The following is a 22424-nucleotide window of genomic DNA, read 5'->3' on the forward strand; positions in this document are numbered from 1 at the left end:
GACGAGGCGGCGGCGGTTCATGGGCATTTCAGTCTCCAGTGGGTCCGCTCGATGTGGCGGTCTGGGTGCAAGACTAGGGCGACCCCCATGTTCTGAAAAGCGGATAACACCAATAATCAAATTCGGCCTCATGGATATCAAGTCGGTCGATCTCAATCTGCTGCCCGTTCTAGACGCGCTGCTGCGCCACCGCAGCGTGACGCTGGCTGCGCGCGAGCTGGACATGAGCCAGTCGGCGGTGAGCACCGCGCTGGGTCGGCTGCGCGACACGCTGGGTGACCAGATGTTCGTGCGCACCGGACGCGGCATGTTGCCCACGCCACGCGCCAGCCAACTGGCCGAACCAGTGGCGGCCATCCTCGACAGGCTGCGCGACGAGGTGCTGTCGGCCAGCGGCTTTGTGGCGGCTGATTCCGAGCGGACCTTCACCCTGGGCCTGTCGGACGTGGGCAGCTATGTGCTCTGGCCGCGCATTGTCAGTGCCGTCGCGCAGCAAGCGCCTTCGGTTCGCCTGCGCATGCGGGTGGTGACGCAGCCGTTAATTGCCAGCGCGCTGGAGAGTGCAGAGATCGACGTGGCGCTGGGTGCTTACCCCGATCTGCCGGACACGCTGTACCAACGCCGCCTGTTCGAACGCAAGTATGTGGCCATGGTCCGTATCGGCCACCCGCTGGCCGGCAAACGGTTGAGCGTCCAGGCCTTCGCGCGCTGCCCGCAGGCGGTAGTGCGGCTGGCCTCGGGCATTCAGGACCGGATTGACGAGACCCTGGCACAGCAAGGACTGACACGTGAGCGGGTGCTGGAGATGCCTTCGTACCTGATGCTGCCACCGCTGCTGGACGCGGGCGACCACCTCGCGGTGATCCCTGGGCAACTGGCAGACGCTTTTGCACGTCATGGCCAATTCAAGCTGCTGAAGCTTCCGTTCGACTTGCCCGCCAGCGTGATCCGCATGCACTGGCACAAGCGATTTCACGAGGACGCGGGCAATGTCTGGCTGCGTGGTGTGATCAGCAGCAACTTCGCCTAATGAGAGGTCGCGCCGTCGATACCAGCGCTGGGCTATACGGTCCGAGCGCATTTTGAGCGGCAGGCTCAGGTGGTCGATCGGCTATTCGAGCCTCTGCTCAGTGAATGACTGCTTGTGACGGCTCGCAGACCTGAGTTCCTCAAGTCCAAGGACTGCACCCAGCCTTCAACGGTCGTGCATTGCTCCCAGGTCGTCCAGCACCTGTAGCCGATCACGGAAGAAGCGCACAAACGCCCGAACGGGCTGTGTGTCTCGCCAGACGACCGAGTCATCAACACCCCGGCACTTCCCAGACCCGATCACCACCCACCGCATAAAAGCGCCGATCTGGCGCCGCGGGCAGCGCATGCCCACCAGTGAACGCACCAAACGCCGGCAGCACCGCCTGACCCGGTTCGCTCACGAAGCAGGGCAGGCGCAGTGCGTCGCGCGCGCGGCCGCTCAGGTGGATCACCGGGTGCAGGTGGCCGGCCAGGATGAAGTGGGTCGGGTGGCGGTCGCCGTCCGGTCGCGGGTGGTGGCAGCAGGCGAAGGGGCCGAGCAGCCAGGGCTCGTCCACCACCTCGATGCCGGCCTCGGGCGGCGGGTCGCCGGCGCGGTCGTCGTGGTTGCCGCGCACCAGGGTCATCGCCACGCCGCTGTGCCGCGCGCGCCAGTCGCCCAGCGCTTGCAGCACCGCCGGCGTGCGGCCCGACGCGGCGTGCAGGAAGTCGCCCAGGCACACCAGGCGCTGCGGTCGGTGTTGCTCAATCAGTGCGTCCAGCCGCGCCAGGTTGTCGCGCGTGGTGCCGCCGGGCACGGGCTGGCCCAGCGCGCGGTAGCTGGCGGCCTTGCCCAGGTGCAGGTCGGCAATGAACAGGGTCTGCCCCGCCGGCCACCAGATGGCGTGCGCGGGCAGCAGGTGCAGCACCTCACCGGCCCAGTGGACGGTGGCGTGCGGGCTCATGCGTAGTCGTACGTGCCACCTTTTTCCAGCGCGGTCTTGTAAGCCGGGCGCGCGTGGATCTTTTTCAGCCAGGCCATGGTGGCGGGGCGCGAGGGGCCGAGGCCGGCGCGCGAGACGGCGGCTTCGAGCGGGAAGCTCATCATGATGTCGGCGGCGGTCATGGCTTTGCCGGCGAACCAGGGGCGCGAGGCCAGCACCTGCTCCACATAGTCCAGGTGCACGTCCACCATGGGCTGCACCTTCTTGACCGCGATGCCGCCGATCAGCGGCACCTTGCTCATGGCCAGCATCAGCAGCAGATTGGGCATGAGCGAGCCTTCGGCGTAGTGCATGAACTGGCGGTACTGCAGCAGGCCTTCGCCCTGGTTGGCCGGGCCCAGCTTGCCGGTCTTGTCCACCAGGTATTCGCAGATGGCGCCGGTCTCCACCAGCTTGAGCTTGCCGTCTTCGAGCACCGGCGACTTGCCCAGCGGGTGCACCTTTTTCAGCTCGGGCGGCGCCAGCATGGTCGCCTTGTCGCGTTCGTAGAAGCGGATCTCGTAGGGCAGCTCCAGCTCTTCGAGCATCCACAGCAGGCGCTGCGAGCGTGAGTTGTTCAGGTGGTGGACGATGAGGCTCATGGTGAGAACGGTCCTTTGCGACGGGGCCTGTGCAGGGGCGGGTGGACCCGCATTGTGCGGGCTCTCTCGCCTCCTTGCTGCCGCCTCAGCCGCCGCTGCGCAGCAGCATGGCCGGGCTCAGGCGCATCTGCGACAGCAGGTAGCGCGCGCCCAGGGCCATGCTCAGGCCGCTGACGGCCAGCGCGGTCACGCCGCCGCTCCAGTACAGGCCGGCCGGGCTCATGTCCAGCCGCCACAGCAGCAGGCCGGTGGCCAGGGCGCTGCCGGCCAGCAGGGCGAAGCCGGCGGTGACGCTGGCCAGCAGCACGTATTCCCACACCAGCACGCCGCGCAGCAGCGAGTGGCGCGCGCCCAGCGCGTGCATCACCGTGGCGTCGTACAGCTGGCGGCTGCGGCTGGTGGCGACCACGCTGGCCAGCACCAGCAGGCTGGCCGCCAGGCACACGCCGGCCACCACGCTCAGGCCGCCGCTGGCGCGGCCCATCAGCGCGCGGGTTTCGCGCAGCATGGACTCGGTGCGCGCGGTGGCGATGTTGGGCGCGGCAGCGGCCAGGCGGTCCTGCGCGTCCAGGGTCTGCTCGGCCGGCATCCAGGCCGCGCCCACGTGGCGGGTGATGAAGGGGTCGAGCACGCCGTCGCTGAAGATGGCTTCGAGCCACAGGCGCGACTGCATGCGGCGCTGGCTGTAGATGGCGGCCAGCTGCGCCTCCACCGGCTGGCCCAGGATCTCGAAGCGCAGGCGGTCGCCGACCTGCAGGCCCAGCTCGTCGGCCTCGCGGTCTTCCATCGCCACCAGCGGCTCGCCGCGGTGGTTGGCCGGCCACCAGGCGCCGCGGTCGATCACCACGTCGTCGAAGTTGCCGCTGCGGTCGCTGAGCTTGTGTTCGTCGCGCGATTCGCGGTCGCGTTCGGTGTCGCCGCTCTCGCGCAGCGCCGCGCCGTTGACGGCCACCAGGCGGCCCAGCACCAGCGGCGCGGTCTTCATGTCCTGCAGGCCGGGCGAGGCCTGCAGCGTCTCGCGCAGCAGCGGGATCTGGTCGGTCTGCACGTCGTAGAACACCAGGGCCGGCGCCTGTGCGGGCACGGTGTCGTTCACGGTGCGCAGCAGGGTGACGACCACCAGGGTGCAGGCCACCAGCAGGGTGAGCGCCGAACCCAGCGAGAGCAGGGCGGTGCGCAGCGGCGACTGCGGCTGCTGCAGGCCGGCCAGGGCCAGTTGCAGCGGCAGGGGCAATGCGCGGTGGTGTTGCAGGCGCGCGGCGAGGCGCCGCAGGCCGCGCGTGGCCATGTCGAGCACCCCCAGCACGGCGGCGGTGGCGGCCACGAAGGCCAGGCCGAAGCGCGGGTCGGGCAGGGTGGCGACCAGCAGCGCCAGCGTCAGCACGGCAGCGCCCGCGGTGGCCCGGCGCGCCCAGCGCGGCACGGTCAGCGTGGCGCCCTCGGTGCCACGGAACAGCACGGCCGGCGACACCGACAGCGCCCGCCCCAGCGCCGGTAGCGAAAACGCCAGCGCCGTCAGCACGCCGAACAGCAGGGCCATCAGCGCCGGCTGCCACAGGCCGGCCAGCAAAAAGCTCACCGGCAGCTTGTCCGCTGCCAGCTGCGCGCCGGCCAGCGCCAGCCCCAGGCCCAGCGCCACGCCCACCGCGCTGGCCAGCAGCGCGAGCAGCCCGATCTGCAGCAGCACGAAGGCCGCCAGCCGCCGGTCGCGCAGGCCCAACGCGCGCAGCGTGGCCAGGCCGGTGAGCTTGCCCTGCAGGTAGGCCTGCACGCTGTTGAACACGCCCAGACCGCCGATGAACAGGGCCGAGAAGCCGATCAGCAGCAGGCCCGAGCCGATCTGGCCCAGCACCTCGGCCATGCGGTCGCTGCGCTCATCGAAGCTGCGCACCTCGGCGTCCAGCGCCGGGAAGGCGGCGAGGAAGGCGTCGCGCCAGGTGGGGGCGGCGTCGGGCGTGCGCACGCGGTAGCGGTATTCGACGCGGCTGAGCGGTTGCACCAGGCCGGTGGCCATCAGCGCGCCCTCGGCCACCAGCACCGGGGCGGCGCCCCAGTCGGCGCGCAGGCTGCGGTCGGGCTGGCGCACCACCAGCGCGCGCACGGTGAGCGGCAGATCGCCGATGTCAATGCGGTCGCCGGTCTTGAGGCCCAGGCGCGTGGCAAGCGAGGCGTCGATGGCCGCGCCCCAGCGGCCGTCGCGTTGCGCCAGGGTGTCGGCCAGCGCGCCGGCCGGCTGCAGCGCCACCGTGCCATAGAGCGGGTAGGCGGTGTCGGCGCTGAGCAGTTCGATGAGCTGGGCGCGGCCGGCCTCGGTGCGCAGCATGGTGCGCAGCTCGATCACGCGCGAAACGGTGCCGCGCGCCTGCATCCAGGCCAGTGCGTCGGCCGGCAGCGGCGTGGGCGATTCCACCTCCACGTCGCCGCCAAACAGCAGGCGCGCGTCGTGCCGCAGCGCGTCGGCCACCTGGCGGTAGAGGCCACCGCCCGCGGCCACCAGCGACACGCCCAGCACCAGGCAGGCGACGAAGATCCACAGCCGCCGGCCGCTGGCGCGCAGGTCGCGCCAGGCCAGGTCAAGCAGGAAGGGCATGGGCACTCTCCGGCTGGCGGGTCACAGGCGTTTCATGCAACTGCCCGTCGTGCAGGCGCAGCACGCGGTCGCAGCGGGCGGCGAAGTCCAGGTCGTGCGTCACCAGCACGAGCGTCGTGCCCAGCTCGCGGTTGAGGCTGAACAGCAACTCGCGCACCGACTCAGCGGTCTGGTCGTCGAGGTTGCCGGTGGGTTCGTCGGCCAGCAGCAGCTGCGGGCGGTGCACCAGCGCCCGGGCAATGGCCACGCGTTGTTGCTCGCCGCCGGAGAGTTGCGAAGGCCGGTGGTGCAGGCGGTCGCCCAGGCCGACGCGGCGCAGCATGTCGGCCGCGGTCTCGCGCGCGCCGCTGGCCCCCGCCATCTGCAGCGGCAGGGCGGCGTTGTCCAGCGCGCTCAGGCTGGGCAGCAGGTGGAAGCTCTGGAACACGATGCCGATGCGCTCGCGCCGCAGGTCGGCCAGGCCGTCGCTGTCCAGGCTGGCCAGGTCGGTGCCGGCGATGCGGATGCGGCCGGCTGCCGGGCGCTCCAGGCCACTGAGCAGCAAAAGCAGCGAGGTCTTGCCCGAGCCGGAAGGCCCGGCGATGGCCACGCGGGTGCCTGCCGCGATGCGCAGCTGCACGTCGCGCAGCACGGTCACCTGCCGTGGGCCGAGGGCGTAGTGCATGGAGAGGCCGTCGGCCTCGATCAGGTGGGGGGTGGTGTGGGGCATGGGCGATGTGAGGGGCGGCGGGCGATCAAGTTCCCGGGCTTTTGCGCCGCCGCTCAGCGCGGGCGCCGGGGCCGGTGCGGCCGGCGTTCGCGCTGGGCGTCTGCGGTCTTCTTCTCGGGGGCGCCCTCTCGCCCGAAGGCCAGCGATTCGCGCACCGTATCGGCGTCGCTCGCGGCGGCTCCTCCAGCCGCCTTCTCCAGCGGCGCCAGCATGCGCGCGATGCGGTCGGCCACGCTTTCGTTGCTCAGCTTCTCGCGCAGGCGCTCGACCATCAGCGGGAAGGCAAAGGGTGTGGGCCGCTCCAGGTTCTTCAGCACCAGCGCCTGCCGGGCCATGCGGCGCAGCGCTTCGCGCAGGCGGCCGATCTCCAGCTCCTGCGCCAGCAGCTCGGCTTCGGCCTGCTGCAGCAGGCGGTTGCCGGGGTCGTACTTGCGGAACACCTCCCAGAACAGGCTGCTGGACGCCTGCAGCTGCCGGCTGCTGCGCTTCTCGCCCGGGTGGCCCTGGAAGATCAGGCCCGAGACGCGCGCAATCTCGCGAAAGCGCCGCTGCGCGAGTTCGCTGGCGTTCAGGCTCTGCAGGATCTCGTTCAGCAAGGCGCCGTCGTCGGTCTGTTCTTTCAACAGGTCGGGCAGCAGCGATGGCCAGTCGATGGCGGTGGCGCTCAACAGCTCGAAGCCGTAGTCGTTGACGGCGATGGAGAAGGTGTTGGGCGCGTGCTGCGCCACGCGCCAGGCGATCAGGTTGGCCAGGCCCAGGTGCGCGTGCCGTCCGGCGAAGGGGTAGAGGAAGAGGTGCGTGCCCTCGCGCGAGTGCATCACCTCGGCCAGCAGTGTGTAGGGCGAGGGCAGGGCGGACCATTGCGCCTGCAGTTCCAGCAGCGGCCGGGCGGCCTGCAGTTCGGGGTCGTCGAAGTCGCCGGCCTGCACCCGCGCCAGCTGCGCCACCACCGCGTCGGCCAGCGTGGTCGAGAGCGGCATCTTGCCGCCGTTCCAGCGCGGCACGGCGGGGCGGCGGCCCATGTCGCCAGGTTTCACGCGTTTGACCCAGGCCGTCATGTCGTGGACGCGCACCAGCTCCAGCAGCCGGCCCGCGAACAGAAAGCAGTCGCCCGGTTTCAGGCGCGCGGCAAAGCTCTCTTCCACGTTCCCGATCTTGCTGCCGCCGAGGTACTGCACCGCCATGCTCGCGTCGCTGACGATGGTGCCGATGTTCATGCGGTGGCGCCGCGCCAGACGCGCGTCGGGCACGCGCCAGACGCCGTGTTGATCGGGCACGGCGCGGCGGTAGTCGGGGTAGGCGGCGAGCGACGCGCCGCCCTGCGCCACGAAGTCCAGGCACCAGCGCCAGTGCTCGTCGGGCAGGTCGGCGTAGGCGGCGGTGCTGCGGATTTCGGCCAGCAGTTCGTCGGGCGTGAAGCCACCGCCGAGCGCGACCGTGACCAGGTGCTGCACCAGCACGTCCAGTGGCTGGCGCGGCGTCTCGCGCGCTTCGATCTGCCTGGCGTTGACAGCGGCGCGCGCGGCCGCGCCTTCGACCAGTTCCAGGCTGTGCGTGGGAACGATGCTCACGCGCGAGGGCCGGCCCGGCGCATGGCCCGAGCGGCCCGCGCGCTGCAGCAGGCGCGCAATGCCCTTGGGCGAACCGATCTGCAGCACCCGCTCCACCGGCAGAAAGTCCACGCCCAGGTCCAGGCTGCTGGTGCAGACCACGGCGCGCAGCTCGCCGGCCTTCAGCCCGGCCTCCACCCACTCGCGCACCGCGCGGTCCAGCGAGCCGTGGTGCAGCGCGATCAGGCCGGCCCACTCGGGCTTGGCGTCCAGCAGCGCCTGGTACCAGATCTCGGCCTGCGAGCGGGTGTTGGTGAACACCAGGGTGCTGCCGCTGCCCTCGATCTCGTTCACCACCGACGGCAGCATGGCCAGGCCCAGGTGGCCGCCCCAGGGAAAGCGGTCCACGCGCGGCGGCAGCAGGGTGTCCACCGTCAGTTGCTTGGGCGTCTGGCCGCGCACCATGCGGCCGGCATCTGCGGCCTGCGGGCCGAGCAGGGTGTGCATCGCTTCATCGAGGTTGCCCAGCGTGGCCGACATGCCCCAGATGCGCAGGGCGGGGTTCCATTGCCTCAGCCGCGCGATGGCCAGTTGCGCCTGCACGCCGCGCTTGTTGCCCATCAGCTCGTGCCACTCGTCCACCACCACCAGCGCGGTGTGTCCCAGGGTCTCGGGCGCGTCGGCGCGTGCGATCAGCAGGCTCAGGCTCTCGGGCGTGGTCACCAGCACGGTGGGCAGGCGCTCGGCCTGTTTTGCGCGCTCGCTGCTGCTGGTGTCGCCGCTGCGGGCGCCGGCGGTCCAGGCGGGGGCCAGCTCGGGCAGGGGTTCTTTCAGTGCGCGCAAGGTGTCGGCGGCCAGCGCGCGCATGGGCGTGAGCCAGACCACGGTCAACGGTGGTGTGCGCTTCGCCTCGGCATCGGCCAAGGCCTGCAGCGCGCCCAGCCACACGGCGTAGGTCTTGCCGGCGCCGGTGGTGGCGTGCAGCAGGCCGCTCTCGCCGCGGGCCATCGCGTCCCACACCTCGCGCTGAAACGGGAACGGTGACCAGCCGCGCGCGGCCATCCAGTCGGCGGCGTCGGGCTTCTTCACGCAGCGCCCCCAGGCAGCAACGCCGCCAGCGTCTGCAGCGTGTCGGCCTCGTCGACGGGTTTGTCCTCGCGCCAGCGCAGCATGCGCGGGAAGCGTACCGCGATGCCGCTCTTGTGGCGCGGGCTGCGGCCGATGCCCTCGAAGCCCAGCTCGAACACCAGCGTCGGCCGCACGCTGCGTACCGGGCCGAAGCTCTCGATGGTGGTGGCGCGGATGATGGCGTCCACCCGTGCCATCTCGGCGTCCGACAGGCCGGAGTACGCCTTGGCGAACGGCACGAGTTGCCGGCCTTCGGTGCCCGTTGGCGCGTTCCAGACCGCGAAGGTGTAGTCGCTGTACACGCTGGCGCGGCGGCCGTGGCCGCGCTGGGCGTAGATCAGCACCGCGTCCACGCTCATGGGGTCGATCTTCCACTTCCACCAGGTGCCCGCGGCCTTGGTGCGGCCCACGCCGTAGGCGCTGGTGCGCTGCTTGAGCATGAAGCCTTCGGTGCCGCGTTCGCGCGCCTGTTCGCGCAGCGTGGCGAGTTGTGCCCAGGTGTCGCCGTTGAGCACCGGGCTGGCGATCAGCAGCGGGTGATTCAGGTTCTCCACCAATGCGTCCAGCGCCGCGCGGCGCGCGTGGAGCGGCTGTTCGCGCAGGTCCTGGCCGCCGTGTTCGAGCAGGTCGTAGGCCAGCAGCGCCATCGGCAGTTCGCGCAGGATCTTGGGGCCCAGGGTCTTGCGGCCGATGCGCTTCTGCAGGTCGGCGAAGGGCTGCGGTTGGCCATTCCGCCACACCACGATCTCGCCGTCCAGCACCGTGCCTTCGGGCAGGGCGTCGCCCAGCGCGGCGAGTTCGGGGAAGCGCTCGGTCACCAGCTCCTCGCCGCGCGACCACAGCCAGACCTGGCCGGCGCGCTGCACCAGCTGCGCGCGGATGCCGTCCCACTTCCATTCCACCTGCCAGTCGGCCGGCGGGCCGAGCAGCTCGTCGAAGCGATCCAGCGGCTCGTTGAACGGATGGGCCAGGAAGAAGGGGTAAGGCTGGCCGCTGGTCTGCTGGTTCTGCTCGGTCGCGTTCTCGGGCGCCACCAGCGCCGCGTAGTCGGCGGCTGTCGGCTGGGCGCCGATGTGCGTGTAGCCCATCAGCCGCTGGGCCACCCGTTTGGGGTCGACCCCCGCAACGGCCGCCAGCGCCTGCGTGACCTGGAGCTTGGACACGCCAACGCGGAAGCCGCCGGTGATGAGCTTGAAGTAGACGAAGCGCTGGTCGTCGGGCAGGGCGTTCCACTGTTCGCGCAAGCGTTCGGCCAGCACCTCGGGCGGCAGTCCGCGCAGCGGCAGCAGGTGCCGGGTCAGCCATTCGGCCAGACCACGGTCCAACGGCGCTGTGGCCGGCGGCAGCAGCAGCGACACGGTTTCGGCCAGGTCGCCCACGGTCTGGTAGCTCTCTTCGAACAGCCATTCGGGCAGGCCTGCAGCCGCCTGCGCCAGCTCGCGCAGCGCGCGCGTGGGCACGGTCTGGCGCGGCTTGCCGCCGGCCAGGAAGTACACCGCCCAGGCCGCGTCTGCCGCTGGCGCTTCGCTGAAGTAGCGCTGCAGGGCCGCCTGCTTCTCGCGCGTGGCGGTGCTGGCGTCCAGCTCGCGGTAGAGGGTGGCGAAGCGCTTCATGCCGCTGGCTCCGTGGGCGCCTCCGGCGCAGCCTTGTCCGCCGCGTCCTCGTCGCCGTACTCGGTCTCGAAGGCCTGCGCGTCCAGCCCCTGCTCGGTCAGCCAGCGCACCAGCACCGGCACGCTGCCGTGCGTCACGCGGATGTGCTCGGCACCGGTGGCTTTGATGGCGCTCATCAGGCCCGGCCAGTCGGCGTGGTCGGACATGACGAAGCCGCGGTCCACGCCACGCCGCCGCCGCGTGCCGCGCACCAGCATCCAGCCGCTGGCAAAAGCGTCCACCGCGTCGGCGCCGAAGCGCTTCATCCACGGCGTGCCCTGGGCCGAGGGCGGCGCGACCACCAGCGCGCGCTGCAGCGCGGTCTTGTCGAGTTCGGTCACACGGTGCGTGGGCGGCAGTTCGACGCCGGCCGCGCGGTACACCGCGTTCAATGGCTCCACCGCGCCGTGCACGACGATGGGGCCGATGCTGGCGTCCACTCCGTGCAGCAGCCGCTGCGCCTTGCCGAAGGCGTAACAGAGCAGCACCGAGGCGCGGCCCTCGTCGGCGTTGCGCCGCCACCAGGCGTTGATCTCGTCGAACAGCACCGCCTGCGTGGGCCAGCGGTAGATGGGCAGGCCAAAAGTCGATTCGGTGATGAAGGTGTCGCAGCGCACGGGCTCGAAAGGCGCGCAGGTGCCGTCGGCCTCGGTCTTGTAGTCGCCCGAGGCGACCCACACGCGCCCGCCATGCTCCAGCCGCACCTGGGCCGAGCCCAGCACATGGCCGGCCGGGTGCAGCGACAGGCGCACGCCGTTGTGTTCGATCACCTCGTCGTACTCCAGCGTCTGCAGGTGGATGTCGGCCCCCAGCCGCTGGCGCAGCGTGCCGGCGCTGTGCGTGTGCGCCAGGTAGTGCGCATGGCCCCAGCGCGCGTGGTCCGAATGGCCGTGCGTGATCACGGCCCGTTCCACCGGCCGCCAGGGGTCGATGAAGAAGTCGCCGGCCGGGCAGTACAGGCCTTCGGGACGGGCGACGATGAGGTCGGGAGCGGTGGCGGTGTGGGTGGCGGCCATGGCGCACGCCAGTGTGCCGCAGGCGCCCTGCATTGCCCCTTCGGTTTCTGCAGAAACCCCAGGGTGGTCGGCTCTCTGTCAGACTGCGCGTCGGTCGCAAGTTGCGGGCGACCACCGTCGAACAAGAGGGGACGTATGTCTGGAGGTGACTGGAAAGAGATGTTCAACGCCGGTTGCGCGGGCGATCTGGCGCTGGTGGAACACCATGTGAAGTCGGGCGTCGACGTGAACTACGCCCACCCGGAGTTCCTGTCCACGCCGCTGGTGGCCGCGATTCTGGCGGGGCAGGAGGCGGTGGCCCTGTACCTGCTGGACCATGGGGCCAACCCGGCCCTGCCGTCCGAGTTCGACGCCGCCACGCCGCTGCAGGCCGCGCAGCAGATGGGGCTGGTGGCGGTGGAGGAGAAGCTGTACGCGATGGGCGTGCCCCGGCCGCCCGCCGGTGCCGCGGTCGCGGCGGAAGCCAAGCCATCGGGAACGCTGGCGCTCGCCGCAGCGGCGGTGTACGGGGCCTTGTTCGTCGCGCTGGTGGTCGGCGTGGTCTACGGCCTGCGCATGCACTGCGAGAGCTTCGGCTGCATGGGCCTGGGGGTCTACTGGTTCGCCTGGTCGGTGGTGTACGCCGTGTCGGGCCTGATCGGCCTGTGGGCGCGTTCACTCACGCGGAGCGCGGCTGTCGCGGCGAGCCCGGTGCGCTGGGCGGTCCGTCTGCACCAGCTCATGGGGCTGGCCCTGCTGGTCCTCTGGTGGTTCAGCACCTGATTCTCAGCCCTTCAGCGTCGCCCGCGCGGGCGACAGCATGGCCGCCGTCAGCCCGCAGGCGCTGATGTGCGCCGGCAGCGGCAGCCCGCGCACCAGTGCCGCGCAGGCCTCGCCCATGGCGGCACTGGTCTGGATGCCGTAGCCACCCTGCGCGGCGCACCAGAAGAAGCCTTCGGCCGCCGCATCAAACCCGCCCACCAGCTCGCCGTCGGCCACGAAGGAGCGCAGCCCGGCCCAGGTGTGGGTGGGGCGCGGGGTGAGCGTGGTCCAGGTCTCCAGCGCGTGCAGGCCCAGCGCGATGTCCAGCTCTTCGGGCTGCACGTCCTGCGGGTGGGTCGGGTCTTCGTTCACCGGTGAGGCGAGCAGGGCGCCCGCGTCGGGTTTCATGTAGAAACTTTCGTCGGCGGCCAGCAGCAGCGGCCAGCGCGCCGTGTCGGTACCGGCCGGTGGCAGGAAGGTGAAGGCGGTGCGGCGTTTGGGCACCAGGCCGATGGGCGCCACGCCCGCCAGCTGCGCCACCGCATCGCACCAGGCCCCTGCGGCGTTGATGAGCACCGGTGCCGCGTGTTCGGAACCCGCCGCCGTGCGCACCCGCCACAGCCCGTCGCGGCGCTCGATGGCCACCACCTCGGCATCGCACACCAGTGTGCCGCCCGCGCGCCGGAAGCCGCGCAGGTAGCCCTGGTGGATGGCGTGCACGTCCATGTCGAAGCTGTCGGGTTCGTAGATCGCCGCGCTCACCTTCTCCGGCCGCAGCGCCGGCACCCTGGCCAGCGCCTCCTCGGCGCTCAGTCGGACACCGCGCGGGCTGGTCTGCTGCAGGGTGGCCCAGGCCTCGTCCAGGTGGTGCATCTCGTCCGGCCCGGCCACCGTCAGCAGCCCGCGCGGCGTGAGCAGCGGTGCCTCGGCAAAGCCCGGTGGCGGGTTCAGGAAGAAGGGCTCGCTGGCGCGCGAGAGCGCCCGCACCTGCGCCGGCCCGTAGCTGGCGATGAACTGCGCGGCCGAGCGCCCGGTGCTGTGGTAACCCGGCTGGCTCTCGCGTTCGAGCATGACGCAGCGGCCGTGCGGCGTCAGGAAGTGGCCGATGGAGGCACCTGCGATGCCGGCGCCGAGGATGAGGAAGTCGGTGGATGAAGCGTTCATGCCGTCCATGGTACGGCCCGCCGCCACCCGTGGCGACCGGTCGGGGCGTGCCGAGGACGCCGTTTCTTCAGTCCCCGACCGGCTCAGGGGCTGGCAGCACGTAGCGCCCGTCCAGCATCTCTTCGCGCGGCAGGTAGGCCCGCAGGCAGAGGAAGAAGCCGTCGGCCGGCGCGGGCAGCCAGTTGGCCCGGGCCGTTTCGTCCAGGGGTGGGGCGTGCTGGATGTGCAGGGTCAGGCCGCCGTCGGCATCGTGCTGCAGACCGGGTGTGCGGTCGCCGATGGCGTAGCGCGCGATGGGGTTGTCGACCAGCATGAAGTCGCGCGTGCTGTACAGGGTGATCGACCAGAAGGCGTTGACTGGCGGCAACTGCCCGGGTGCGAATCGCAGGCGGTAGCGCTGGGCGCCGTCGAGCATGCGGCCGGTGCTGTCGGTTTCGCAGCGGGGGTAGATCGCCTCATGGGGCGAGAGGGCGCCGATGCCCTGGCGTGCCACGAAGGCACGCAGCAGGTGGTCGTGGCCGAAGCCGCCGGTGAGGGACATCATGGAGCGGCTCCAGCCGGTGGCCGGGGTGTGCTGGCCCAGCGCGTCGGCGCGGTGGTCCAGCAGGGCCTGCACCGTGTCGGCGGCGCGGCGCCACACCTCGACCATGGCGGGGTTGGCCCACATCTGTGCCACGGTGGCGTCGTCGGCTCCCAGGCCCACCGCGCGCAGGCCGGTGAGCAGGGCGCTGTCGCCAGCAGGTGGCGGGTTCTCGCGCAGGGCGTCGTTGGCCATGGCCAGGAAGCGCTGGGGGGCGAAGGGCGCGCGCGGGTCGTGGCGGGCATCGAAGCGGCGTGGGGCGCCGGGGCGGCCGGCCTGCCAGTCGGCCAGGCTGCGGATGCCGAACCCGTCCTGCAGGGCGTGCACCTGGTCCAGTTCGTGGGCGCCGTCGATCAGCAGGCGCCCGATGACCCAGACCCAGGGTGTGGGCGCCTCGATGTGCCGCCCCGGCGCCTGGAAGGCCTCGGGCAAGCCGCCCTGCCAGCCAGGGGGCGTGACCAGCACGGCGCCACCGCCGTTGCCCAGGGTGCGGGTGCCGGGGTGGCCGAAAGGGTTGGTGAAGAAGTCCAGCATGCCCAGCACGTGGTAGCGCGTGCCCATGTCGGGCATGTCCAGCACCAGCGGGCCGGCCGACAGGTCCAGCCAGGCGTTGGTGTAGAGCGTGTCGTTGTTGGGCATCACGACGCGGCTGCGACCGGCGGTGAGCAGTTCGCGTTCGTGCACAAAGGCGTTGCACCAGCGCAGGCTGCTGTCGGGGCTCTCGCCTGCGAAGCCATGGCCGGCCAGCTTGCGCGGTGAGGTGGCGGAGCGCATGCGCTGCATCTCGTACAGCGGCCAGGCGTAGACCAGGGCCTGCACGGCCTGGGTGTAGAGGTACTCGTGTCGGGCGTTCATGCAGACTCCGCTAGCAGGGGGGGAATGGTCCAGCTGCGCACTTCGGGGCGCGGCAGGTACATGCGCAGCACCAGGTAGAACTGGCCGGCGGGGGCGGGCAGCCAGTTGCGCTGGTCTGCGGGGGGCTCGTGAGAGATGGCCAGCGTCAGGCCGCCGTCGGCGTCGTGCACCAGGTCGGGCGTGCGGTCGCCGATGGAATGGCGGCCGAGGGCGTTCGGGTACAGAAAACGGTCGGCGTCGTACAGCGTGACCGACCAGAATGCGTCGACCGGCGGGAGCTCGCCGGGCTCGAAGCGCAGCCGGTAGCGCCGACCGCCCTGCAGCGGCGCCCTGGCGGCATCGAAGTCGCCCATGGCGTAGACCGCTTCGTCCGCGGCCAGGGCGCCCAGCCCCTTGTAGGCGGTGAGGGCCCTGACCAGATAGTCGCAACCATAGCGGCCCAGGCCGAAATGGGTCGCCCAGGGCCGGGCCTTGCGGCTGCGCGAGCCTTCCAGCAACAGTGCGGCACCGTCGCACAGCCCCTGCAGCAGCCCGGCGCGCAGTGCTTCGTCGAGCTGGAAGAAGTCGAAGGACAGGTCGGGCATGAGGCCCTGGCTCGCGATCCAGCGGGCCAGGCCAGTGTCGGACTCGGGCACCTTCTGGCTGGCCAGGCCATGGCACAGGTTGTTGAAGAAGTGCGGGCCGAAGCTGTCGAGGTCGTCGGGCCGGGCCATCCATGCGGCCATGGTGTCTTCCGGTGGGCCGCTCCAGTGGTCCACCACACCGGGGCGCGCGCCGCTGCGCGTCCCCTCGGGCAGTTCCAGCCGGATCTCGGCCTGCAGCGCCTGCGCGGCGATCACATCGTCTCCGGCACCGGCGAGCACCCGCGCGATCAGCCACACCAGGTCGGTGGGCGCACGCAGCACGCGACGCCCGTCGGCGGGCAAGGCGTCGGCCGGGTGGTCCGGGCCGACCAGCCAGATCGCCTCGCCCCCGGCCGCACAGTTGCGCAGGCCCGGGTTGTCGAAGTTGTTGGTCCAGGCGTCGTACAGCGCCAGCACGAAGTAGCGGCCCGGATGACGGGCGGCGGCGGGCACGTGCAGCAGGCGCGGGCCATTGGCCAGGTTGATCCAGCCGGTGGTGTAGAGCAGGTCGTTGGCGGGCGTGACCACGTCGCGGTCGGCGTCGGTGGACACCCGGCGCACGTGCTGCAACTGGTCGATTTCGGAGCGCCAGCTGGCGTGCTCACCGTTGCCGGTCAAGGTCTGCAGGCGACAGGTGCGCAGGCTTTCCACCAGCGGATATCCCCAGACGAAGGCGGTCAGGCCGATGGCCTGGCCCAGGGCGTGGCGGGTGCTTGTGATGGGCGGGTTCATGCGGGCTCCTGTTCGTCGGGAGCGCGGCCGATCACGACAGCATCGACCGCGCAGCCACCGCCGCGCGAGGCCGGCAGGGCCATGAAGGGGTTGATGTCCACGCTCTCCAGCGTGTCGCCGCAGGCCACGGCAAAGCGCGACAGCGCCACGATCTGCTGTGCCAGCAGGTCCAGGTCGGCCGGTTCACGGCCGCGGGCGCCGGCCAGCAAGGCGTGTGCCTTGGTGGCCCGGATCATTTCGTGCGCCTGGGCCAGGCCCACCGGTGCCGGGCGCAGCACCACGTCGTGCAGGGTTTCGACGAACACACCGCCCAGGCCGAACATGACCATGGGGCCGAACACCGGGTCGCGCTGAATGCCCAGCAGGCACTCGGTGCCGTGGCGGTCGACCATGGGCGCGACGAGCACGCCGTCCAGCCGCGCTTCGGGGGCGTTCTGGCGCACGGCGGCCATCAGGCGGGCGTACCCGTCGCGCACGGCCTCGGCGCCTTGCAGGTTGAGCACCACGCCACCTGCATCGGACTTGTGCAGGATGTCGGCCGACACGATCTTGAGCACCACCGCCGAGCCCAGGCGTCCGGCCGCGGCCACGGCTTCGTCGGCGCTGTGCACCAGGGCGTGCGGCACCACGCGCAGGCCGGCCTGCGCCAGCGCGGCCAGCGACTCGGGCTCGTTCAGCGCCCGCGCCGGCAGGCTGAGCGGTGACGCCGGCTCGTCGGCGGGCGCCACCGGGGCGTCCAGGCGCTGGGCCAGGCGCGCCAGTGCGGACACGGTGCGCACGGCCTCGGTGGGTTCGCTGAACACCATGCAGCCCAGGGCCTCCAGGGCCTGCCGGCGTGCGGGCGTGAGCAAGGTGCTCAGGGCCAGCAGCTTGTCGGGGTAGTCTCTGCGCAGGTTGGTGACCAGCGACTCCAGCACCGGCCAGAAGCGTTCGGCGGTGCCGGCGGCGGCCAGGAAGCCGATCCAGCTCGCGTAGCCGCCCTGGTCGAGCATCAGGCGCGCGGTGCGTTCGATCAGCGTGGCATCGTTGGTGACCTGGCCCGTGATGTCGACCGGGTTGGTGGGTGCAGCGAACGGCACCCATTCGCGGATGGTGGCCTGGGCCGTGTCAGGCATCGGCCTCAGGTCGAGCCCGGCCTGGCTGGCCTCGTCGGCCATCAGCACGCCGACACCCCCCGAGACGGTGAACAGGCCCAAGGACGCATCGCGCGGCAGACCGCCGATCGCCGCGGCTGCGGCAACGCCGAAAAACTCGGTGATGTCTTTGGCGCGGTGCACACCGTATTCGCGGAACACCGCGTCGTAGACGGCGTCGTTGCCCGCCAGCGCCGCGGTGTGCGAGGCGGCTGCCTTGGCGCCCGCCTCCGTGCGGCCGACCTTGACGATGACCACCGGCTTGCGCGCGGCCTGTGCTGCGGCCAGTGCCTGGCGCAGTCGCGGACCGTTGCGGCAGCCCTCCATGTAGCCCATGATCACCCGCGTCTGCGGGTCGTGCGCCAGCCACTCCACGCAGTCGGCGAAGTCGATGTCCGCCTCGTTGCCGGTGGTGATCCAGTGCGACAGGCCGATGCCGCGCTCGCGCGCCAGCGCGTAGGCGTAGGCACCGAATGCACCCGACTGGCTGACCAGGCCGATCGGCCCGTGCCGCACCTGGCCGCTGGCCGGTGCCGGCGAGAAGGTGGCGTAGAGCTGTTCGCCCACGTTCATGAAACCCAGACAGTTCGGACCCAGCAGGCGCACGCCGCCACGGCGGGCGATGGCAGTGAGCTCGGCCTGCTGGCCCGCTCCGTCGTCGCCAGTCTCGGCAAAGCCCGAGGTGAACATCACCACGCCCTTGACGCCAGCGGCCACAGCGTCTTCCAGCGCGGCGCGCGAGAGCGAGGCAGGGATGGCGAAGATGGCCAGGTCCACCGGCTCGCCAATGGCCTGCAGTGAGGGGAAGGCCGGCAGGCCCTGCACCGTGGTCTGTTTCGGGTTGACCGGCAGCACCCGGCCAGCGTAGCCAAAGCGCTTCATGAAATCGACCGGGATGCCACCGATCTTGCTCACCGTGTCGGAGGCACCGACCACCGCGACCGAGCGGGGGGCAAAGATGGCCGAGAGCGTCTGCAGCCGCTGGCCGGTGTCGTTCTGGGGTTTGTCGCTCATGTGTCTCCTGTCCGTTGCTCTTGTCAATTTAATGTGACTGAATTAAAGTAATTCGAGCGAATTAAAACAGCCGGATTGCACAAATGTCAAACACCAGCACCACTCTCAGTCGCAAACGCGTCAGCCAGGTCACCATCCAGCGTGCGACCGAATCGCCCGACGCACAGCTGTCGGCGACGGCTCGCCACATGCTCGACGTGGCCGAGCCGCTGTTTGCGGAAAAAGGCATCGAGCAGGTGTCTCTGCGGGAGATCGTCGCGGCCAGCGGGCAGCGAAACCTCTCTGCCGCCCGCTACCACTTCGGCAGCCGCGAACAGCTCATAGCCCTGTTGCTGGCCAGGCGTCTATGGTTCATCAACGAGGACCGTCATGCGCGGCTGGACGCGCTTGAAGCCGCCGGGCGTGCTGGCGATGTGGAGGCGCTGGTGCGCGAGTCGCTGGACGCACTCGCCAGCACCGTGCGCGACCAGCCCTGGGGTGCGGACTACGTGCGGGTGGCGGCACAGGCCACTTTCAGTCCCCGGCTGAACCCCTACGACATCGTCGACCCGATCTATCTGAGCGGCCACACGCGCATTGCCCGGCTGCTGCGCGCGGCACTGCCGGATCTGCCCGAGCGCACCTTCCATGACCGCATGCGGCTGATCAGCAACGAAATCGTGTTCACGCTGGCGCGCTGGATCAGCGACCACGGACCTGTGACATCACCCACGCGCCGCCGCTACGACGCTCTGGTGCGACACACCATCGAGTTCCTCGTCGCCGGCATGAAAGCCCCCTCCGGAGAACCGACATGAACACCAAGCCTTCCACAAGCGATGCGTTTCTGATCACGGGCGAAGGCGTCGACGCGGTGGCTCCCGGCCTGTGGATCGTGCGTGGTCAGGGCAACACCTTCGTCGCAGAGATCGACGCCGGGCTGGTGGTGATCGACAGCGGCCCTGGCGGAAAGGTCACCAGGGGCATGATCGATTCGCTCCGGACTGTGTCCGATCGGCCGGTGCATGCCATCTGCTTCTCGCACGGGCACATCGGCTACAACAGCGGCCTGCCGCTGTGGCTGGAACACGCGCGGCAGCGCGGCGACGCGCCGCCGCGCGTGATCGCCCATGCCAATCTGCCACGGCGCGCTGCGCGCTACCGCGAGACCATGGCGCTGCAGGAACGCATGGCCGAACTGCAGTTCCGCCGCGAGCCCGGCACCATGACCGGCAAGTTCCCGGTGCACGACCCGGCTGAAGTGTTCGATACGGCGCTCGTGCTCGGGGACCTGAACGGCCGCCACGTGGTGCTGATCTGGAGCCCGTCGGAAACCGACGACGCGGTGGCGCTCTGGTGCCCGGCCGAACGGGTGCTGTACGGCGGGCCGGCAGTGATCGACTCGATTCCCAATCTGGGCACGCCCTTTCGCACGCAGCGCGACACGGTGCGCTGGGCCGGCACGCTGGAGCGCCTGGCGCACCTGCGGCCACAGCGCGTGGTGCGCGAATTCGGTCCCTGCATTGAGGGCGAACAGGAGGTGCAGCGCGTGCTGCTGGACACCGCGCGCGCCCTGCGCTGGGTGCGCGACGAGGTGGTGCGGCTGATGAACCAGGGCCTGGGCGAGCGAGAGATCCTGGAGGCCGTGCGCTTTCCAGCCGACCTGTTCGCTCAGCCCTGGATGCAACCCACCTATGGCGACCCGCACTGGATCGTGCGCGACGTCTACCGTTCCGAGAATGGCTGGTGGGACCGCAACCCGACCCAGCTGCACCCCGCGGCGCCGTCGGCGGTGTCGGCCGCGCTGGCGCGGGCCCTCACCGACAAACCCGCGGTCCTGGCCGAGGCCCGGCGCCTGGCCGACCGGTCCGAGTGGCAGCTGGCACTGCACGTCGTCGACCTGCTGGCGCTGCTCGATGTCGACGACCCTGATGTGCACACCGCCCGGCAGTTGAAGGCGCACTGGCTGCGCCGGCGGGCCAGCGATGTGCGCAGCTATGTGTCCAAGAGCCTCTACCACGGTTGCGCGGACCTGCTCGAAAAAGGGCAGCAGGCCCGCTTCGGTATTCATTGACTTCCCTGTTCGCCCATCACACCCACCCTAAAAAGGAGACAAACATGTTCAAGTCCATCGTGGCCTCCCTGGCCGTCTCGTTGCCACTGGCCTGGTCCGGCAGCGCGCTCGCACAACAATGGCCCACCAAGCCCGTGAAAGTGGTGGTGCCCGGCGGAGCCGGCAGCGGCACCGACATCACCGCCCGCATCTTCACCGACGCGCTCAGCCGCAAGTTCGGCCAACCCTTCGTGGTCGACAACCGGGCGGGTGCCAACGGCATGATCGGCACCGAATACGTGGCCAAGCAGCCGGCCGATGGTTACACCCTGCTGTTCTCGTACACCGCGGCGCAGGTGGTCAACCAGAGCCTCTACCCCAAGACCGGCTATGACGGTGCCAAGGACTTCGCGCCCATCGTGCAGATCGGTTCGGGTGGCAACTTCCTCATCGTGCCCGCGTCCATGCCGGTCAAGGACCTCAGGGAGTTCATCGCCTACGTGAAGGCCAAACCTGAAGACGAGCTGGCCTACGGTTCGTGGGGCAACGGCTCGGGGGGCCACCTCAGCATGGAGGCGCTCAAGCAGCAGACAGGCGTGAAAATCCGCCACGTGCCGTACAAGTCGTCGGCCGCAGCCAACACCGACCTGGCCGGTGGTGTCATCCAGGTGGCGTTTTCCGCCACGGCCTCAGCGTTGCCGCTGATCCAGGCGGGCAAGGTCAAGGCGCTGGCCATCAGCGGACCGAACCGCCTGTCCACCATGCCCGAGGTCAAGACCATGACCGAGCAGGGCGTCAAGTTCGACCTGGCCTCGTGGTACGGCATGTTCGCGCCCGCTGGCACGCCGCCGGCCATCGTCAATGCCATCAACGCCGAGGTGCACCGTCTCCTGCAACTGCCCGAAATGCGCGAAACCCTGGGCAAGGTCGGCCTGAGCGACTGGCCCGTCAAAACGCCTGAAGAATTCGCGGCCACGGTGCGCAACGACGTGAAGGAGTGGGGCGACATCGTGCGCAAAGGCAACATCAAAGTGGATTGAGGCGCGCAGCCGGGAAGCCGGCACGCTCCGGTGACCTCATCGGAGCGCCATGAAAAAAAGGGGCGACGGTCACCCGTCGCCCCTTTTGCATGTCTGACCCCTTTAGTGGCAATCAGCTGAAAAAGCTCTTTGCTTTTTCAAACCAGCCCTTGTCGTTCGGGCTGTGCTTGTGGCCGCCTTTCTTGAACGACTCGTCGAGTTCCTTGAGCAGCTTGCGCTGGTGTTCGGTCAGCTTCACCGGCGTCTCCACCGCCACGTGGCAGTACAGGTCGCCGGGGTAGCTGCTGCGCACACCCTTGACGCCCTTGCCGCGCAGGCGGAAGGTCTTGCCGCTCTGCGTGCCTTCGGGCAGGTCGATGGTGGCCTTGCCTTGCAGCGTGGGCACGTCGATCTCGCCGCCCAGGGCGGCGGTGGTCATGCTCACCGGCACCTGGCAGTGCAGGTCGTCGCCCTCGCGTTCGAAGATGTCGTGCTTGCGCAGCCGGATCTCGATGTAGAGGTCGCCGGACGGGCCGCCATTCTGGCCCGGTTCGCCGTTGCCGCTGGAGCGGATGCGCTGGCCGTCGTCGATGCCCGCGGGGATCTTGATCTCCAGCGTCTTCTGCTTCTTGATCTTGCCCTGGCCGCTGCAGGCGGTGCAGGGCTCGGGGATGATCTTGCCGGTGCCGTGGCAGTGCGGGCAGGTCTGCTGCACGCTGAAGAAACCCTGGCGCATCTGCACCACGCCCTGGCCGTGGCAGGTGCTGCAGGTCTTGACGCTGGTGCCCGGCTTGGCGCCGGTGCCCTTGCAGGTCTCGCAGTCGTCCCAGCTGGGGATGCGGATCTGCGTTTCCTTGCCGGTGGCCGCTTCTTCCAGCGTGATTTCCATGGCGTAGGACAGGTCCGCGCCGCGGTACACCTGCCGGCCGCCACCGCCGCGGCGGGCGCCGCCGAAGATGTCGCCGAAGATGTCGCCGAAGGCCTCGCCGAAGCCGGCAAAACCTTCCGCGCCGGGGCCGCCCGGGCCGCGCATGTTCGGGTCCACGCCGGCGTGGCCGTACTGGTCGTAGGCCGCCTTCTTCTGCGGGTCCGACAGCATCTCGTAGGCCTCTTTGGCCTCTTTGAATTTTTCTTCGGCGCCCTTGGCGGCATCACCCTGGTTGCGGTCCGGGTGGTACTTCATCGCCAGCTTGCGATACGCCTTCTTGATCTCGTCGTCCGAAGCGTTCTTGGGCACGCCCAGCACTTCGTAAAAGTCGCGTTTGGCCATGGTGGTCAATCGGGGTTCTG

General features: G+C 70.2%; 17 protein-coding genes. 5 read left to right on the forward strand and 12 right to left on the reverse strand.

Annotated features, from left to right (window positions below):
- Positions 1 to 130 precede the first annotated feature (130 nt).
- A complete protein-coding gene (locus tag HPS01S_RS01590) occupies positions 131 to 1030 on the forward strand; it encodes a LysR family transcriptional regulator (protein WP_066150229.1) in 900 nt (299 codons plus the stop codon).
- 271 nt (positions 1031 to 1301) lie between these two features.
- On the opposite strand, the gene pdeM is transcribed toward HPS01S_RS01590, so the two are convergent.
- From pdeM to HPS01S_RS01625, 7 genes are all read right to left on the reverse strand, one after another.
- On the reverse strand, positions 1302 to 1976 hold the full coding sequence (gene pdeM / locus HPS01S_RS01595) for a ligase-associated DNA damage response endonuclease PdeM (protein ID WP_066150232.1): 675 nt from the start codon (positions 1974 to 1976) through the stop codon (positions 1302 to 1304).
- A complete protein-coding gene (locus HPS01S_RS01600) occupies positions 1973 to 2596 on the reverse strand; it encodes a glutathione S-transferase family protein (RefSeq protein WP_066150235.1) in 624 nt (207 codons plus the stop codon). The genes pdeM and HPS01S_RS01600 overlap by 4 nt, the downstream gene beginning before the upstream one ends.
- 85 nt (positions 2597 to 2681) lie before the next feature.
- A complete protein-coding gene (locus HPS01S_RS01605) occupies positions 2682 to 5186 on the reverse strand; it encodes an ABC transporter permease (RefSeq protein ID WP_066150237.1) in 2505 nt (834 codons plus the stop codon).
- Positions 5170 to 5895, reverse strand: a complete 726-nt coding sequence (locus tag HPS01S_RS01610; protein ID WP_066150240.1) for an ABC transporter ATP-binding protein — start codon at positions 5893 to 5895, stop codon at positions 5170 to 5172. The genes HPS01S_RS01605 and HPS01S_RS01610 overlap by 17 nt, the downstream gene beginning before the upstream one ends.
- A gap of 53 nt (positions 5896 to 5948) precedes the next feature.
- Positions 5949 to 8507, reverse strand: a complete 2559-nt coding sequence (locus tag HPS01S_RS01615; protein WP_066150902.1) for a ligase-associated DNA damage response DEXH box helicase — start codon at positions 8505 to 8507, stop codon at positions 5949 to 5951.
- 23 nt (positions 8508 to 8530) lie between these two features.
- Positions 8531 to 10186 (reverse strand): ATP-dependent DNA ligase, encoded by a 1656-nt coding sequence (locus HPS01S_RS01620; RefSeq protein WP_066150242.1) that lies wholly within the window; start codon positions 10184 to 10186, stop codon positions 8531 to 8533.
- Complete coding sequence (locus HPS01S_RS01625; protein ID WP_066150904.1) at positions 10183 to 11241, reverse strand: ligase-associated DNA damage response exonuclease; 1059 nt, start codon at positions 11239 to 11241, stop codon at positions 10183 to 10185. Before HPS01S_RS01625 ends, HPS01S_RS01620 begins: the two co-directional genes overlap by 4 nt.
- A 159-nt stretch (positions 11242 to 11400) precedes the next feature.
- Between HPS01S_RS01625 and HPS01S_RS01630 the strand changes: the two genes are divergently transcribed.
- Complete coding sequence (locus tag HPS01S_RS01630; protein WP_066150245.1) at positions 11401 to 12003, forward strand: ankyrin repeat domain-containing protein; 603 nt, start codon at positions 11401 to 11403, stop codon at positions 12001 to 12003.
- A gap of 3 nt (positions 12004 to 12006) precedes the next feature.
- Here HPS01S_RS01630 and HPS01S_RS01635 read toward each other — a convergent pair whose 3' ends face one another.
- From HPS01S_RS01635 to HPS01S_RS01650, 4 genes are all read right to left on the reverse strand, one after another.
- Positions 12007 to 13146, reverse strand: coding sequence for an NAD(P)/FAD-dependent oxidoreductase (locus HPS01S_RS01635; protein ID WP_066150907.1), 1140 nt, complete (start codon positions 13144 to 13146; stop codon positions 12007 to 12009).
- Positions 13147 to 13213: 67 nt separating this feature from the next.
- Positions 13214 to 14581, reverse strand: coding sequence for a DUF1254 domain-containing protein (locus HPS01S_RS01640; RefSeq protein ID WP_066150248.1), 1368 nt, complete (start codon positions 14579 to 14581; stop codon positions 13214 to 13216).
- Entirely contained in the window at positions 14578 to 15936 is a 1359-nt protein-coding gene (locus HPS01S_RS01645) for a DUF1254 domain-containing protein (protein ID WP_066150250.1), read from the reverse strand. Before HPS01S_RS01645 ends, HPS01S_RS01640 begins: the two co-directional genes overlap by 4 nt.
- Positions 15933 to 18083 (reverse strand): acetate--CoA ligase family protein, encoded by a 2151-nt coding sequence (locus HPS01S_RS01650; protein WP_066150254.1) that lies wholly within the window; start codon positions 18081 to 18083, stop codon positions 15933 to 15935. The genes HPS01S_RS01645 and HPS01S_RS01650 overlap by 4 nt, the downstream gene beginning before the upstream one ends.
- An 83-nt stretch (positions 18084 to 18166) precedes the next feature.
- Between HPS01S_RS01650 and HPS01S_RS01655 the strand changes: the two genes are divergently transcribed.
- Genes HPS01S_RS01655 through HPS01S_RS01665 form a run of 3 tightly spaced genes read left to right on the forward strand, consistent with a single transcriptional unit; the run spans position 18167 to position 21155 of the window.
- The gene (locus tag HPS01S_RS01655) at positions 18167 to 18880 is read left to right on the forward strand and encodes a TetR/AcrR family transcriptional regulator (RefSeq protein WP_066150258.1); all 714 of its coding nucleotides are present in this window, start codon (positions 18167 to 18169) and stop codon (positions 18878 to 18880) included.
- A complete protein-coding gene (locus tag HPS01S_RS01660) occupies positions 18877 to 20136 on the forward strand; it encodes an alkyl sulfatase dimerization domain-containing protein (protein WP_066150262.1) in 1260 nt (419 codons plus the stop codon). The genes HPS01S_RS01655 and HPS01S_RS01660 overlap by 4 nt, the downstream gene beginning before the upstream one ends.
- A gap of 44 nt (positions 20137 to 20180) precedes the next feature.
- Complete coding sequence (locus tag HPS01S_RS01665; protein ID WP_066150265.1) at positions 20181 to 21155, forward strand: Bug family tripartite tricarboxylate transporter substrate binding protein; 975 nt, start codon at positions 20181 to 20183, stop codon at positions 21153 to 21155.
- 112 nt (positions 21156 to 21267) lie between these two features.
- On the opposite strand, the gene dnaJ is transcribed toward HPS01S_RS01665, so the two are convergent.
- Positions 21268 to 22404 (reverse strand): molecular chaperone DnaJ, encoded by a 1137-nt coding sequence (dnaJ, locus tag HPS01S_RS01670; RefSeq protein ID WP_066150910.1) that lies wholly within the window; start codon positions 22402 to 22404, stop codon positions 21268 to 21270.
- Between the last annotated feature and the right edge of the window lie 20 nt (positions 22405 to 22424).

It is taken from the genome of Hydrogenophaga pseudoflava NBRC 102511 (assembly GCF_001592285.1).
Lineage (GTDB): Bacteria > Pseudomonadota > Gammaproteobacteria > Burkholderiales > Burkholderiaceae_C > Hydrogenophaga > Hydrogenophaga pseudoflava.

Coding starts and splice junctions, on each gene's coding strand:
- HPS01S_RS01605 (WP_066150237.1), bottom strand. CDS start 5,186: ATGCCCTTCCTGCTTGACCTGGCCTGGCGCGACCTGCGCGCCAGCGGC.
- HPS01S_RS01665 (WP_066150265.1), top strand. CDS start 20,181: ATGTTCAAGTCCATCGTGGCCTCCCTGGCCGTCTCGTTGCCACTGGCC.
- HPS01S_RS01660 (WP_066150262.1), top strand. CDS start 18,877: ATGAACACCAAGCCTTCCACAAGCGATGCGTTTCTGATCACGGGCGAA.
- HPS01S_RS01590 (WP_066150229.1), top strand. CDS start 131: ATGGATATCAAGTCGGTCGATCTCAATCTGCTGCCCGTTCTAGACGCG.
- HPS01S_RS01600 (WP_066150235.1), bottom strand. CDS start 2,596: ATGAGCCTCATCGTCCACCACCTGAACAACTCACGCTCGCAGCGCCTG.
- HPS01S_RS01610 (WP_066150240.1), bottom strand. CDS start 5,895: ATGCCCCACACCACCCCCCACCTGATCGAGGCCGACGGCCTCTCCATG.
- HPS01S_RS01625 (WP_066150904.1), bottom strand. CDS start 11,241: ATGGCCGCCACCCACACCGCCACCGCTCCCGACCTCATCGTCGCCCGT.
- HPS01S_RS01635 (WP_066150907.1), bottom strand. CDS start 13,146: ATGAACGCTTCATCCACCGACTTCCTCATCCTCGGCGCCGGCATCGCA.
- HPS01S_RS01650 (WP_066150254.1), bottom strand. CDS start 18,083: ATGAGCGACAAACCCCAGAACGACACCGGCCAGCGGCTGCAGACGCTC.
- HPS01S_RS01645 (WP_066150250.1), bottom strand. CDS start 15,936: ATGAACCCGCCCATCACAAGCACCCGCCACGCCCTGGGCCAGGCCATC.
- HPS01S_RS01655 (WP_066150258.1), top strand. CDS start 18,167: ATGTCAAACACCAGCACCACTCTCAGTCGCAAACGCGTCAGCCAGGTC.
- dnaJ (WP_066150910.1), bottom strand. CDS start 22,404: ATGGCCAAACGCGACTTTTACGAAGTGCTGGGCGTGCCCAAGAACGCT.
- HPS01S_RS01640 (WP_066150248.1), bottom strand. CDS start 14,581: ATGAACGCCCGACACGAGTACCTCTACACCCAGGCCGTGCAGGCCCTG.
- HPS01S_RS01620 (WP_066150242.1), bottom strand. CDS start 10,186: ATGAAGCGCTTCGCCACCCTCTACCGCGAGCTGGACGCCAGCACCGCC.
- HPS01S_RS01615 (WP_066150902.1), bottom strand. CDS start 8,507: ATGGCCGCGCGCGGCTGGTCACCGTTCCCGTTTCAGCGCGAGGTGTGG.
- HPS01S_RS01630 (WP_066150245.1), top strand. CDS start 11,401: ATGTTCAACGCCGGTTGCGCGGGCGATCTGGCGCTGGTGGAACACCAT.
- pdeM (WP_066150232.1), bottom strand. CDS start 1,976: ATGAGCCCGCACGCCACCGTCCACTGGGCCGGTGAGGTGCTGCACCTG.